This window comes from Pseudomonas sp. LFS074 (assembly GCF_047978165.1).
In the GTDB taxonomy this organism is placed as follows: Bacteria; Pseudomonadota; Gammaproteobacteria; order Pseudomonadales; family Pseudomonadaceae; genus Aquipseudomonas; species Aquipseudomonas putida_P.
The window spans coordinates 3,858,219-3,872,144 of record NZ_JBFPFV010000001.1 but is presented as its reverse complement, the minus strand read 5'-3'; the positions used below and the strand labels follow the sequence as shown (position 1 = coordinate 3,872,144).

The following is a 13,926-nucleotide window of genomic DNA, read 5'->3' as shown; positions in this document are numbered from 1 at the left end:
TACGGTTTGCTCACACGCCCCAGCGCGGAATGTGGTGGCTACCCATGGAAATACACACGTTCTTGATCTCTGCAAAGACCTCGAAGCTGTACTGCCCGCCTTCACGCCCGGTACCGGAACCTTTCACGCCACCGAATGGCTGGCGCAGGTCGCGTACGTTCTGGCTGTTGATGAACACCATGCCGGCCTCGATGCCACGGGCCAGGCGGTGGGCCTTGCCGATGTCCTGGGTCCAGATGTACGACGCCAGGCCGTACTCGGTGTCGTTGGCCAGTTGCAGCGCTTCTGCTTCGTCCTTGAACGGGATCAGGCACACCACCGGGCCGAAGATTTCTTCCTGGGCAATGCGCATCTTGTTGTTCACATCGGCGAACACGGTGGGCTGGATGAACTGCCCTTTGGCCAAATGCGCCGGCAGGTTGGCCGGGCGTTCCAGGCCACCGGCGACCAGGCGTGCGCCTTCTTCCATGCCGATGCGGATGTAGCCGGTGACCTTGTCGTAGTGCTGCTGGGTGATCATCGAACCGACCTGGGTTTTCGGGTCGGTCGGGTCACCGACGATCAGGCGCTTGGCGCGCGCCGCGAACTCGGCGACGAACTGCGGGTACACGCTTTCCTGGATGAAAATGCGGCTGCCGGCGGTGCAGCGTTCGCCGTTCAGCGAGAAGATGGTGAACAACGCGGCGTCCAGCGCACGCTCAAGGTCGGCATCTTCGAAGATCAGCACCGGCGATTTTCCGCCCAGTTCCATCGAGTACTTTTTCAGGCCAGCGGTCTGCATGATCTTCTTGCCGGTGGCGGTGCCGCCGGTGAAGGAAATAGCGCGTACATCCGGGTGACGTACCAGGGCGTCGCCAGCGGTGGCGCCATAGCCCTGGATCACGTTGAGCACGCCGTTGGGGATGCCGGCTTCGACAGCCAGGCGGCCCAGTTCGTTGGCGGTCAGTGGCGACAGTTCGCTCATCTTCAGCACGGCGGTGTTGCCCAGCGCCAGGCACGGCGCGGTCTTCCAGGTGGCGGTCATGAACGGCACGTTCCAGGGGCTGACCAGGCCGCATACACCCACCGGCTGGTACAGGGTGTAGTTGAGCATCTGGTCGTCGACCGGGTAGGTGTGGCCATCCATGCGTGTGCACACTTCGGCGAAAAAATCGAAGTTGTGCGAGGCACGCGGGATCAGCACGTTCTTGGTCTGGTGGATCGGCAGGCCGGTGTCGAGGGTTTCCAGCTCGGCCAGTTTCGGCACGTTCTGGTCGATCAGCTCACCGAGCTTGCGCATCAGCCGGGCACGTTCCTTGGCCGGGGTGTTGGCCCACTTGGGGAAGGCTTCCTTGGCCGCGGCCACGGCTTGCGCCACTTCTTCGGCGCCACCGCTGGCGACTTCACAAATGGCATCGCCGGTGGCCGGGTTGTAGTTGACGAAGGTGTCTTTGCTCTCGACCTCACGGCCGTTGATCCAGTGCTTGATCATGCTGCTCATGCCTTGTTGTTCTTGAAGAAGTCAGCTTCGCTGACGATGCGGTTGACCAGGCGGCCGACGCCTTCCACTTCCACTACCACTTCATCGCCCGGCACCACGTCGGCCAGGCCTTCTGGCGTGCCGGTGGCGATCATGTCGCCTGGCTGCAGGGTCATGAAGCTGGAGAAGTATTCGATTAGGTGCGGGATGTCGAAGATCATGTCCGCCGTGGTGCCTTCCTGCTTCAGCTCACCGTTGATCCAGGTGCGCAGCTTCAGGTTGCTGACGTCTGGCACATCGGCCGCATCGACGATCCACGGGCCGACCGGGGTGGTGGCGTCGCGGTTTTTCACCCGCAGGTTGGGGCGGTAGTAGTTTTCCAGGTAGTCGCGGATGGCGTAGTCGTTGCACACGGTGTAGCCGGCAACGTAGGCCAGTGCGTCCTCACGCTTGACGTTTTTCGCCGCTTTGCCAATGACCGCGACCAACTCGCACTCGTAGTGCATGTACTCGACGTTGTCCGGGCGCCAGGTGACCTGGCCGTGGCCGGTGTAGGTGCCGGGCGACTTGATGAAGGCCAGAGGTTCGGTGGGCGGCGCGAAGGCCAGTTCCTTGGCGTGATCGGCGTAGTTCAGGCCCAGGGCGAACATGCTGCCGGTGGCGGGCGGCAGCCAGGTGACCTGGTCTTGATGGACCAGGCGGCCATCGGCAAGGCGCAGGTGGTCGCCTTCGACCGTGACATCATGGGCCTGGCCGTCGAACTGGATACGGGCGTGTTTCACAGGTAATTCCTCACTCGGCGACGATGTGGTTGGTCAGCTTGCCCAGGCCGTCGATCTCGATATCGACGCGGTCGCCTGGCTGTACATCGACGCGGCCCTCGGGGGTGCCGGTGATCAGGATGTCGCCAGCGTGCAGGGTCATGAACTCGCTGATTTCGGCAATCAGCTGGGCCACCGTGCGCACGCAGTTGGCGGTGTTGTTGTGCTGGCGCAGTTCGCCATTCACATACAGGCGCAGGCCTAGGGCATCGGGGTTGGCTACCTGGCTGGCCGGCACCAGCGCTGGGCCGATCGGGCAGAAGCCATCACGGCACTTGGCCTTGACGGCCGGGCGGTAGTAGCTGTCTTCGGGCAGGCTGGTTTCGTTGACGATGGTGTAGCCCGCCACATGCTCCAGGGCGTCCTCCACACTGACGCGGCTGGCGTCCTTGCCAATCACCACACCCAGCGCCGGGCCAGGTTGCAGGCGCTGTACGTTGGCCGGGAACAGCACTTGGCCTTCATGCTGGTTGCGCGTGTTCGGGGTTTTGACGAACAGCACTGGCTTGACTGGCAGTTGCTTGTACGGTGCTTCGACGAACGCCGCTTGGTGCTGCTGCAGCAAACCCCGGTAGTTCAGCGCGACGCCGAACAGGGTGCCGTTGGCAACGTCATGCAGGGCATGGCTCATGCTCTTCTCCTGGCAGTGCAGGGCGATGGCCGTCCTGCGAATTTTGTTAATGTGTTAATGTTATAGTTAATATGTTAACGATGGTCAAGAGGTGGCCAGTGGCGCGTGCCGACAAGGCGGTGCACCATGGGCCATCGTCAACAGGGTCAAGCGATTTGCGAGCAAGCAGCCATGAGCGACCGGCATCCGATACCGAACATCAACATCGGCCAGGTCTATGACCAGCGCTACAGCGACAGCGAGGTGCATTACGACCGGCTGGGCAACCTGGCGGGCTTTTTCGGGCGCAACATGCCAGTGCACCGACATGACCGGTTCTTCCAGGTGCATTACGTGAAATCGGGCACGGTGCGGGTGTATCTGGACGACCAGCAGTACATCGAGGCCGGGCCGATGTTCTTCCTCACGCCGCCCACGGTGGCACACGCGTTCGTTACCGAAGCCGACAGCGACGGGCATGTGCTGACTGTGCGCCAGCAACTGGTCTGGCAATTGATCGAAGCCGATGCCAGCCTGCTGCCGGCGGGCATGCAGGTGCAGCCGGCCTGCGTGGCGCTGGGCAACCTGCCGGCCGAATACAGGGCCGAGGCCCACCGCCTGCAAGGCTGGCTGGAAGCGCTGAGCGACGAGTTCGCCACGCAGCAACCGGGGCGCGAGGCGGCGCTGCAGTCGCTGACCCGCTTGATCATGGTCAGCCTGCTGCGGCTGTGCCCCAACTCGCTGGAGTCGACCCCGGCGCGGCATGAGGACTTGAAGATCTTCCACCGTTTCAATGCACTGATCGAAGCGCATTACCTCGAGCACTGGCCGCTGGCCCGCTACGCGCAGCAGGTTGGCGTGACCGAGGCGCGGCTGAACGATGTGTGCCGGCGTATCGCCGACTTGCCATCCAAGCGCCTGGTACTGGAGCGGCTGATGCAGGAGGCCAAGCGCTTGCTGTTGTTTTCCGGTAGCACGGCCAACGAAATCTGTTACCAGCTGGGCTTCAAGGACCCGGCCTATTTCAGCCGCTTCTTCAACCGCTACGCCAAACTCACGCCTGGGGAGTATCGCCAGCGGCAGGCACACTTGCAGTGACAGGGCCATGGCGGCGCACCCGGTATGTGTTGTTATTTGTACCGGATAGTCGCAGCCCGCGCGCTGGGCTTGAATGGGTTTTCCGTGGAACAGATTGCACTTTCCATCGTGCATGCCCTTAAATTTGTGAACTGAGAAAAACCACAGGCTCGACCATGACCAAGACCCAACCTTCGCTCACCCTAAGCCTTTTGCAGGCCCGAGAAGCCGCAATGGCATTTTTCAGGCCGCTGTTGAACGCGCATGACCTGACCGAGCAGCAATGGCGGGTCATCCGCATCCTCAAGCAGCATGGCGAGCTGGAGAATTACCAGCTGGCAGAACTGGCCTGCATCCTCAAGCCGAGCATGACCGGGGTGCTGGGGCGGCTGGAGCGCGATGGGCTGGTGCGGCGGCAGAAGGCAGCGCAGGACCAGCGGCGGGTGTTCGTCAGCCTGACCGAAGGCGGGGAGGCGTGCTTTGCCTCGATGAAGGAAGGGATGGAGGCCAACTACCAGAAGATTCAGGCGCAGTTTGGTGAAGAGAAGCTGCAGCAACTGATGGGCTTGTTGAATGACCTGAAGCGCATTGCGCCCTGAGATCCTGTAGTGGATAGCACCGGTTGTACAGGATGACAGTCGTCGCTGTGGGAGCGGGCATGCCCGCGAAGAGCGCCGCCGCCGGGGCTGGTCATGCGTGGCTCAGAGGCGGTGCCAGGCACCGCAGAGGGAAGGGCGGCAAGAGCCTCAGGGCCGGCGCACCGGCCCTGAGAGGAGCACTCAATACTCCCAGAAGATTCGCTGCAGTTCCTTGCTGTCCTGGGTCTTGGTCATCGCTACCATCGCCAGAATTCGCGCCTTTTGCGGGTTCAGGTCGTGGGCCACCACCCAGTCGTTCTTGTCGTCCGGCTGTTCGGCGTTGCGCAGCACGAAGCCACCCTGGTTGACGTGAGACGAACGGATGATCTGCACGCCGTTCTTGCGCAGCTCTTGCAGCGCCGGCACCACCCGCGACGATACCGAACCGTTGCCGGTGCCGGCATGAATCAGCGCCTTGGCACCGTTTTGCGCCAGTGCCTTGTAGGCAGTGTCGGTGACGTTGCCATAGCCATAGGCAATGTCCACCTGGGGCAGGCTGCTGATCTGCTTGATATCGAACTCGGAATTGACCGTATGGCGCTTGGCCGGCAGGCGGAACCAGTAGGACTTGCCTTCCACTACCATGCCCATGGGGCCCCAGGCGCTCTTGAACGCTTCGGTTTTGATGTTGACCGACTTGCTCACGTCACGCCCGGACTGGATCTCGTCGTTCATGGTCACCAGCACGCCCTTGCCACGCGACTGCTTGTCGCTGGCCACGGCCACGGCGTTATACAGGTTGAGCATGCCGTCAGCGGACATGGCGGTACCTGGACGCATCGAACCGACCACCACGATTGGCTTGTCGGTCTTTTCCACCAGATTGAGGAAATAGGCGGTTTCTTCCAGGGTGTCGGTGCCGTGGGTGATGACGATTCCGTCGACGTCCTTGCTTTCGGCCAGCTCGGCGACGCGTTTGCCCAGCTTTAGCAGGTCGTCGTTGCTGATGCTTTCAGACGCGATCTGCATCACTTGCTCACCGCGCACGTTGGCGATGTCTGCAAGCTCCGGCACGCCGGCGATGAGCTTGTCGACGCCCAGCTTGGCAGCCTGGTAGGTAGCGCTGTTGGCGGCGCTGGCACCGGCGCCGGCAATGGTGCCGCCGGTGGCGAGGATGACCACGTTGGCCAGCTTCTGCTGGGTTTCGGCTTCTTTGGCCGAGGCGGTGGCTGGCAGGATCAGCAGCAGCGCGAGTGCGCTGGGGGCGAAGGTTTTCAGTGCGGCATTCATCGTTATTGTTCTCTCTTCCTAGTGAGATGATTTTTTTGTCGCACCTGGACAAGGCATGTTTCATACCAGCTTGTGTAAATGAGCGTAGGTGCGGACTTGCGCGTTGCCAGGGGGCGTATTGCATTCGGAATCCCGAAAAACATAGGAAAAGGTGTTCGGTTTTTCGGAGAAATCTGGATAATCAGCCGAAGCAGTGCTCTGGCCTCCGACAGCCAAACGGATTTGACAAACCCCGGTCCTGTTTCCATAGTTAGGTACCGCAAACGTTTGCTATCCGATAAAAAACACAAGATTCGGAGTCATCGTCCATGAAACTGCCGTTCCCCGGTCGTCTGCTGGCCCTCGCTGTCGTTTCCTCGCTTTCTCTCGCCCTGCCATTGTCGGCCGCCCACGCCGAAGACAAACCCAAGGTCGCCCTGGTCATGAAGTCGCTGGCCAATGAATTCTTCCGCACCATGGAAGACGGCGCCAAGGACTACCAGAAAGCCCACGCCAGTGAATTCGACCTGGTCGCCAATGGCATCAAGAACGAAACCGACACCGGCGAACAGATCCGCATCGTCGAGCAAATGGTCAATTCCGGCGCCAAGGCGCTGGTGATTGCCCCGGCCGATTCCAAGGCACTGGTGTCGGCGGTGAAGAAGGCCATGGACCAGGGCGTTGTAGTGATCAACATCGACAACCGTCTGGACCCTGATCTGCTCAAGAGCAAAGGCATCAGCGTACCCTTCGTTGGCCCCGACAACCGCAAGGGCGCGCGCCTGGTCGGCGACTACCTGGCCAGCCAGAAGCTCAAGGCCGGCGACCAGGTGGGCATCATCGAAGGCGTGCCGACCACCACCAACGCCCAGCAACGCACCGCCGGCTTCAAGGACGCCATGGAGGCCGCACAGATGAAGATCGTCTCGGTGCAAAGTGGCAACTGGGAAATCGACAAAGGCAACGCTGTCGCGGCGTCCATGCTCAACGAATACCCTGAACTGAAAGCCCTGCTGGCTGGCAACGACAGCATGGCCCTGGGTGCGGTATCGGCCGTGCGTGCTGCCGGTAAGACCGGCCAGGTGCAAGTGGTGGGCTACGACAACATCAACGCCATCAAACCGATGCTTGGTGATGGTCGCGTACTCGCCACCCTCGACCAGGCCGCCAGCCAGCAGGCGGTGTACGGCATCCAGGCGGCGTTGAAAATGGTCAAGGGCGAGAAGCCTGATGTGGATGACGACAACGTCATCCAGACCCCGGTCAAACTCATCACCAAGAAGCCCTGACGCTGCCAGGAGAACGGCCATGCCTGCATTGGCCAACGAAGTGGTACTCGCCGCCCGTGGGTTGGGCAAGACTTACGCCCAGCCCGTGCTAGGCGACGTCAGCCTCAGCCTGCGCGCCGGCGAAGTGCTGGCCCTGACCGGCGAAAACGGTGCGGGCAAGAGTACCCTGTCCAAGCTCATCAGTGGCCTGGAGGTGCCCACCACCGGGCTCATGACCTATCGCGGCCAGGCCTACGCGCCCGCCAGCCGCAGCGAGGCCGAGCGCCTCGGTGTACGCATGGTCATGCAGGAGTTGAACCTGCTGCCGACACTGACCGTGGCGGAAAACCTGTTCCTCGACAACCTGCCCAGCCGCTTTGGCTGGATCAGCCACAAGCGCCTGCGCCAATTGGCCATGGCCGCCATGGCCCAGGTCGGGCTCGATGCCATCGACCCGGATACCCCGGTGGGCGAGTTGGGTATCGGGCATCAGCAGATGGTCGAAATCGCCCGCAACCTGATCGGTGACTGCCATGTGCTGATCTTCGACGAGCCCACTGCCATGCTCACTGCGCGCGAGGTGGAGTTGCTGTTCACCCAGATTGAGCGCTTGCGCCAGCGTGGCGTGGCCATCGTCTATATCTCGCACCGCCTGGAAGAGTTGCAGCGCGTGGCTCAGCGCATCGTTGTGCTGCGCGATGGCAAACTGGTGTGCGATGAGCCGATACAGCGCTACACCAGTGCCGAACTGGTCAACCTGATGGTCGGCCGCGAACTGGGCGAGCATATCGACCTGGGCCGCCGGCAGATCGGTGCCCCCTTGCTCAAGGTCGACAAGCTAAGCCGTGCTGACAAGGTGCGCGAGGTGTCGTTCGAGGTCAGGGCAGGGGAAATCTTTGGTATATCCGGCCTGATCGGCGCCGGCCGCACCGAGCTGCTGAGGCTGATCTACGGTGCCGACCGTGCCGACAGTGGCAGCATCGCGCTCGGCCAGCCACTTCAAGCGGTAACCATCGACTCGCCCAAGGCCGCCGTGCGGGCGGGTATCGCGCTGATTACCGAAGACCGCAAAGGCGAGGGCCTGCTGCTGACGCAGTCGATCAGCGCCAACATCGCCCTGGGTAACCTGGGCGCGGTATCGCGGGCCGGCGTGCTCGATGGCCAGGCAGAGCAAGCCCTGGCCGAACGCCAGATCCAGGCCATGCGCATTCGCAGTGCCGGCGCGCAGCAGGTAGTGGGCGAGCTGTCTGGCGGCAACCAGCAGAAGGTGGTGATCGGCCGCTGGCTGGAGCGCGATTGCCAGGTGCTGCTGTTCGACGAACCTACCCGTGGCATCGATGTGGGCGCCAAGTTCGACATCTATGGCCTGCTGGCCGAACTGGCGCGCCAGGGCAAGGCCCTGGTGGTGGTGTCCAGCGACCTGCGCGAGCTGATGCTGATTTGCGACCGCATCGCTGTGCTGTCCGCCGGCCGCCTGATCGACACCTTCGAGCGTGAGCATTGGACTCAGGATCAGCTGTTGGCCGCCGCCTTTGCCGGATATCAGAAACGTGACGCACTGCTGCACGATGCAGCACCCAGGAAGAATGCATGAAAACCACCCCGCTAGACAGCCAAGGCGCCGCTCCCGTGCGCCGCAGTGGCACGTACTTTGGCTTGGCCACTTACTTGGGCTTGGCTGGCGCCTTGCTGGCGATGATCGTGTTGTTCTCATTCCTCAGCAGCCACTTTTGGTCTTACAGCACCTTCAGCACCTTGGCCAACCAGATCCCGGACCTGATGGTACTGGCGGTGGGCATGACCTTCGTGCTGATTATCGGCGGTATCGACCTGTCGGTGGGCTCGGTGCTGGCGCTGGCTGCCTCCGCGGTGAGCGTGGCGATTCTCGGCTGGGGCTGGGGCGTGCTGCCCTCGGCGATGCTGGGCATGGCCGTGGCCGCGCTGGCCGGTAGCATTACCGGGTGCGTCACCGTGGCCTGGCGTATCCCGTCATTCATTGTCTCGCTCGGCGTGCTGGAAATGGCCCGTGGTCTGGCCTACCAGTTCACCGACTCGCGCACCGCCTATATTGGCGATGCCTATGCCTGGTTCTCCAACCCGGTCGCCTTTGGTATTTCGCCAGCGTTCATCATTGCCTTGCTGGTAATCGTGTTGGCCCAGCTGGTGCTGACCCGTACAGTATTCGGCCGCTACCTGATTGGCATTGGCACCAACGAAGAAGCCGTACGCCTCGCCGGTATCGACCCGCGGCCCTACAAAGTGTTGGTGTTCGCCTTGATGGGCCTGCTCGCCGGCCTGGCCGCGCTGTTCCAGATCTCGCGGCTGGAAGCCGCCGACCCCAATGCTGGCTCCGGCCTGGAACTGCAGGTGATTGCCGCTGTAGTGATCGGCGGCACCAGCCTGATGGGCGGGCGTGGCTCGGTTATCAGCACCTTCTTTGGCGTACTGATCATTTCCGTACTGGCCGCCGGGCTGGCGCAGATCGGCGCCAGCGAACCAACCAAACGCATCATCACCGGGGCGGTGATCGTCATCGCCGTGGTGCTCGACACTTACCGCAGCCGGCGTGCAGCCCGGCGGAACTGACAACATGGCAACCATCAAAGATGTCGCGGCGCTGGCGGGTATTTCTTACACCACCGTGTCCCATGTACTGAACAAGACCCGACCCGTCAGCGAACAGGTGCGGTTGAAAGTGGAAGCCGCCATTATCGAACTGGATTATGTGCCCAGTGCGGTGGCCCGCTCACTCAAGGCGCGTAGCACGGCCACCATCGGCCTGCTGGTGCCCAACAGCGTCAACCCGTACTTCGCCGAGCTGGCGCGGGGTATCGAAGACGCCTGCGAACGCAACGGCTATTGTGTGATCCTGTGCAACTCCGACGACAACCCGCAGAAGCAGCGCAGTTACCTGCGCGTGCTGCTGGAAAAACGCATCGACGGCCTGGTGGTAGCCTCGGTGGGCCAGGACAGCGACCTGCTGCAAAGCCTGGCCTGTGTACGCACGCCCATGGTCATCGTCGACCGTGAGCTGGAGGGCGTCGATGCCGACCTGGTGCGTATCGACCACGAGCATGGCGCGTACCTGGCCACCCAGCACCTGCTGGAGCTTGGCCATCGCGACATCGCCTACATCGGCGGCCCTGCCGAAACCGGGGTTACTCAGCTGCGCCTGTGCGGCTTTCGCCGCGCCATGATCGAAGCCGGTGCGCCCCTGCTGGGCAACCGTGTGCTGCACTGCGACTTCACCAGCCCAGGTGGCCATGCGGCGGCAACGCAGGTGCTGGAGGGCAAGCGGCCCACGGCAATTTTTGCCGGCAATGACATGATTGGTTTCGGCGTGCTGCGCGCTGCAGCCGAACGCAATATCAGCGTACCCGGCGAACTGTCGGTGATCGGCTTCGACGACATCGAGCTCAGCCGCTACGTCTACCCGCCGTTGACCACGGTGGGCCAGTCGATTCGCGAGCTGGGCGAAAGTGCCGCTTCACTGTTGCTGACGCGTATCGGTACACCCCGGCAAGGCGCGGCAGAGCAACGCATCATTGCCCCGCGCATCGTCTTGCGTGAGTCCACCGGGCCACGCCCGGACCTGTTCAATGATTACCGCTAACGCTAAGGAAATGTCATGAATGCCAAGGTTGTGGTGGTCGGCAGCCTCAATATGGACCTGGTGGCCCGCGCGCAGCGCCTGCCCAGGGCCGGCGAAACACTACCCGGCGAAAGCTTTTTCACCGTGCCGGGCGGCAAGGGCGCTAATCAGGCCGTGGCAGTGGCACGGTTGGGCGGTAGCGTGGCGATGATCGGCAATGTGGGGGACGACGATTATGGTCGGCAACTGCACCGGGCATTGTACGTCGAGGGTATCGACTGCCAGGGCGTAAGCACGTGCCCAGGGGTTTCCAGTGGTGTCGCACTGATCACCGTGGATGCCGCCAGCCAGAACTGTATCGTTATCATTCCCGGCGCCAACGGCCTGCTTACGCCACGGTCGGTGCAGCGTTTCGATGCGCTGTTGCAGGCGGCTGAAGTGATCATTTGCCAACTGGAAGTGCCGGCCGAAACCGTGGCCTGGACCCTGGCCAGAGGGCATGAGCTGGGTAAGCAGGTAATCCTGAACCCAGCACCTGCTACCGGTCCCTTGCCGGCGGACTGGTTTGCGCATATCGATTACCTCACCCCTAACGAAAGCGAGGCCGAAGCGTTGACCGGCATGGCGGTGACCGACCAGGAAAGCGCCCGGCGCGCTGGCGAGCGGCTGCTGCAACTGGGGGCGGGGAAAGTGATCATCACCCTGGGTGCGCAAGGGGCCTTGCGGATTACTGCTCAAGGCCACCAGCACTATCCGGCGTCGGTGGTGCAACCGTTGGATACCACCGCTGCCGGCGATACCTTTGTCGGTGGCTTTGCGGCCGGGCTGGTGCGGGGGCTGGAGGAGGGCGAGGCTATTGTGTTTGGCCAGCGTGCCGCCGCATTGTCGGTCACCCGTGCCGGTGCCCAGCCGTCGATTCCTTACCTGGCGGAGCTGACACCATGAAGAAAACCCCATTGCTGAACGTTGCCCTGTCGCGGGTTATTGCCGGCATGGGGCATGGTGACATTCTAGTGATCGGTGATGCCGGGCTACCGGTGCCGCCGGGCGTGGAGATGATCGACCTGGCCGTTACCCCAGGGTTGCCGGATTTCGCCAGCGTGTTGCGGGCAGTGCTGAGCGAATTGCAGGTAGAGCGGCACGTGCTGGCTGAAGAAATGCAGAAAGTCGTGCCACCAGCGCTGGTCGAAATCGAGCGACTGAAGGGCAAGCTGGGCAAGCGCGAATGGCTGAGCCATGAGAATTTCAAAGTGCTTTCGCGCAGTGCCCGTGCAGTGGTGCGCACAGGTGAATGCCAGCCCTACAGCAACATCGCCCTCATATCCGGCGTCACCTTCTAAGGGCGGGGGGGCAAAGCGGCCCCGGAAACCGCCACCCAGGCAACAGGAGTGCCACCCATGCTCAAACCCCTGCTACAAGGAATCGCCTTCATGGCCACTGCTTCCACCCTTCAGGCCGCCCCTATCGACCTGATCATCGACACTGACCCTGGCGCCGATGATGTGGTCGCGCTGTTTCTGGCCATGGCCTCACCCGACGAACTCAACATCCGCGCCATCACTACAGTGGCTGGCAACGTGCGTCTGGAAAAAACCTCGCGCAACGCGCGCCTGGCTCGCGAATGGGCGGGGCGCGAAGATATCCCCGTCTACGCCGGTGCCGGTCGCCCGTTGGTGCGCACACCTATCTATGCTGCCGACGTACACGGCGAAGAAGGCCTCACTGGCGTACCGGTGCACGAGCCGAAAAAGCCCCAGGCCCAGGGCAATGCCGTGCAGTACCTGATCGACACCCTCGGCGCGGCCACACCCCACAGCATCACCGTGGCCATGCTCGGCCCGCAGACCAACCTGGCCCTGGCGTTGATTCAGCGCCCAGACATCGTCAAGGGCATCAAAGAGGTGGTCGTCATGGGCGGTGCCCATTTCAACGGCGGCAACATCACCCCGGCGGCGGAGTTCAACCTTTACGCCGACCCACACGCCGCCGAAGTGGTGTTGGCCAGCGGCGTGCAACTGACCTACTTGCCGCTGGATGTCACCCACAAGCTGCTGACCAGCGACGCCCGCCTGAAGCAACTGGCCGCCGTGAATAACCAGGCCAGCAAACGCGTGGTAGATATCCTCAATGCCTACATCACCCACGACATGGACCTGTACGGCATGCCCGGCGGCCCGGTGCACGACGCCAGCGTCATCGCCTACCTGTTAAAGCCCGAGCTTTTCAGTGGCCGGCGCATTCACATGAGCGTCGACAGCCGCGAAGGCCCAACGTTTGGCCAGACGATTGCCGACTGGTACGGCGTGCTCAAGCAGCCGGCGAATGTGCTGTGGGTGGAGCAGGGCGATGCCCAGGGGCTGTTCGACCTGCTCAGCGCCCGGTTGGCACGATTGGAATAGCCGCGTGCGGCGCGTAACGCTCAAGCACTTGCTCGATGAAGCCGCGCGCGGCTTCAGCGCCGCGATCGCGCACCAGCAGGTCGATGCCAATCAACAGCAGCTCCTCCGGTGTGCCGGGGCTGTACGCGCTCTGGCCCTCGGCCCATTTGACCTTGATATCGGCATCGATGCTGTGGGTGCTCATGAAAAGCTCTCGCTTGGGGCCCGGAACGAAGGGGAACACCTGACCCTGGTGTTCGATGGAGGCGGGATGCGCTCCACTTCTTGCAGCAAATCATGGCTTTGCGCCAGTGATCGTGCGAGCTAAGCATATGGCAAACGCAGTGGGTTGTGCAAAATCCGGTCACGATTGCTTTTCGCCTCGCTGCTGCAGTTCAGGCAGACTTGGCCGGTTTTGCAACAAATGATGAGTGGAGCTGTCGGATCAGGCAGTTCCCAGACCGATTTAGGAGGCTTCATGTTCCGTACCCGTGCTTACCTGGCAACCCTGGCGGTGGCTGCTGTCCTGGCTGGTTGCAGCACTGGTGACAACGCTGGTGGTGGTGCTGCGCCGGCCACGCCAGCAGGCAACGACGGCCGTTGCGAAGCCAGCGGCGCTGACTTTGCCATTGGCAAGCCAGCCAGCGCCGAATTGTTGGAGCAGGCGCGCAAGGCCAGCGGCTCGCAAATGGCGCGTATTCTCAAACCGCACGACGTGGTTACCCTGGAGTACCGCTCCGAGCGCTTGAACCTGAATGTGGACGAGCAGGGCAACGTGACCCGCGTCAACTGCGGTTGATGCAAGGCTGAGGGGCCATCAGGCCCCCGAAACATGGCGTGCCCGCATAGGCCATTTCACTCAGCCCATGCAAAC

At 62.4% G+C, this 13,926-nt stretch carries 15 protein-coding genes; 10 read left to right on the top strand and 5 right to left on the bottom strand.

Annotated elements, in window-relative coordinates; genetic code table 11:
- Positions 1-10 precede the first annotated feature (10 nt).
- From hpaE to ACNQP3_RS17540, 3 genes are read right to left on the bottom strand one after another with little or no spacing between them, the layout of a single operon-like run.
- Positions 11-1,471, bottom strand: coding sequence for a 5-carboxymethyl-2-hydroxymuconate semialdehyde dehydrogenase (hpaE, locus tag ACNQP3_RS17550; RefSeq protein WP_041166752.1), 1,461 nt, complete (start codon positions 1,469-1,471; stop codon positions 11-13).
- Between the two features lie 5 nt (positions 1,472-1,476).
- Positions 1,477-2,241 (bottom strand): fumarylacetoacetate hydrolase family protein, encoded by a 765-nt coding sequence (locus tag ACNQP3_RS17545; RefSeq protein WP_012273109.1) that lies wholly within the window; start codon positions 2,239-2,241, stop codon positions 1,477-1,479.
- A gap of 10 nt (positions 2,242-2,251) precedes the next feature.
- The gene (locus ACNQP3_RS17540; RefSeq protein ID WP_012273108.1) at positions 2,252-2,911 is read right to left on the bottom strand and encodes a fumarylacetoacetate hydrolase family protein; all 660 of its coding nucleotides are present in this window, start codon (positions 2,909-2,911) and stop codon (positions 2,252-2,254) included.
- Positions 2,912-3,082: 171 nt separating this feature from the next.
- Here ACNQP3_RS17540 and hpaA point away from each other — a divergent pair, with 171 nt between their 5' ends.
- On the top strand, positions 3,083-3,988 hold the full coding sequence (gene hpaA / locus ACNQP3_RS17535) for a 4-hydroxyphenylacetate catabolism regulatory protein HpaA (RefSeq protein WP_069942650.1): 906 nt from the start codon (positions 3,083-3,085) through the stop codon (positions 3,986-3,988).
- Positions 3,989-4,143: 155 nt separating this feature from the next.
- On the top strand, positions 4,144-4,566 hold the full coding sequence (hpaR, locus tag ACNQP3_RS17530) for a homoprotocatechuate degradation operon regulator HpaR (protein WP_179027933.1): 423 nt from the start codon (positions 4,144-4,146) through the stop codon (positions 4,564-4,566).
- Positions 4,567-4,746: 180 nt separating this feature from the next.
- Here the strand turns inward: hpaR and ACNQP3_RS17525 are convergent, their stop codons facing one another.
- Positions 4,747-5,835 carry an asparaginase gene (locus ACNQP3_RS17525; protein WP_060492717.1) on the bottom strand — a complete coding sequence of 363 codons (1,089 nt, stop codon included), beginning with the start codon at positions 5,833-5,835 and terminating at the stop codon, positions 4,747-4,749.
- 308 nt (positions 5,836-6,143) lie between these two features.
- On the opposite strand from ACNQP3_RS17525, the gene ACNQP3_RS17520 reads away from it, so the two are divergent.
- From ACNQP3_RS17520 to ACNQP3_RS17490, 7 genes are read left to right on the top strand one after another with little or no spacing between them, the layout of a single operon-like run.
- Complete coding sequence (locus ACNQP3_RS17520) at positions 6,144-7,103, top strand: sugar ABC transporter substrate-binding protein (protein WP_012273104.1); 960 nt, start codon at positions 6,144-6,146, stop codon at positions 7,101-7,103.
- 19 nt (positions 7,104-7,122) lie between these two features.
- Positions 7,123-8,676: a sugar ABC transporter ATP-binding protein gene (locus ACNQP3_RS17515; RefSeq protein ID WP_264316287.1), complete on the top strand. Its 1,554-nt coding sequence runs from the start codon at positions 7,123-7,125 to the stop codon at positions 8,674-8,676.
- Positions 8,673-9,668, top strand: a complete 996-nt coding sequence (locus ACNQP3_RS17510) for an ABC transporter permease (RefSeq protein ID WP_012273102.1) — start codon at positions 8,673-8,675, stop codon at positions 9,666-9,668. The genes ACNQP3_RS17515 and ACNQP3_RS17510 overlap by 4 nt, the downstream gene beginning before the upstream one ends.
- 4 nt (positions 9,669-9,672) lie before the next feature.
- On the top strand, positions 9,673-10,695 hold the full coding sequence (locus ACNQP3_RS17505; RefSeq protein ID WP_012273101.1) for a LacI family DNA-binding transcriptional regulator: 1,023 nt from the start codon (positions 9,673-9,675) through the stop codon (positions 10,693-10,695).
- A gap of 15 nt (positions 10,696-10,710) precedes the next feature.
- The gene (rbsK, locus tag ACNQP3_RS17500; protein WP_012273100.1) at positions 10,711-11,619 is read left to right on the top strand and encodes a ribokinase; all 909 of its coding nucleotides are present in this window, start codon (positions 10,711-10,713) and stop codon (positions 11,617-11,619) included.
- A complete protein-coding gene (rbsD, locus tag ACNQP3_RS17495) occupies positions 11,616-12,014 on the top strand; it encodes a D-ribose pyranase (protein WP_012273099.1) in 399 nt (132 codons plus the stop codon). Before rbsK ends, rbsD begins: the two co-directional genes overlap by 4 nt.
- 57 nt (positions 12,015-12,071) lie before the next feature.
- The gene (locus tag ACNQP3_RS17490) at positions 12,072-13,073 is read left to right on the top strand and encodes a nucleoside hydrolase (protein WP_060515098.1); all 1,002 of its coding nucleotides are present in this window, start codon (positions 12,072-12,074) and stop codon (positions 13,071-13,073) included.
- Here ACNQP3_RS17490 and ACNQP3_RS17485 read toward each other — a convergent pair.
- Complete coding sequence (locus tag ACNQP3_RS17485; protein WP_264316286.1) at positions 13,045-13,257, bottom strand: hypothetical protein; 213 nt, start codon at positions 13,255-13,257, stop codon at positions 13,045-13,047. The genes ACNQP3_RS17490 and ACNQP3_RS17485 overlap by 29 nt on opposite strands.
- 273 nt (positions 13,258-13,530) lie before the next feature.
- Between ACNQP3_RS17485 and ACNQP3_RS17480 the strand changes: the two genes are divergently transcribed.
- Entirely contained in the window at positions 13,531-13,851 is a 321-nt protein-coding gene (locus ACNQP3_RS17480; protein ID WP_060493920.1) for an I78 family peptidase inhibitor, read from the top strand.
- Positions 13,852-13,926 lie beyond the last annotated feature (75 nt).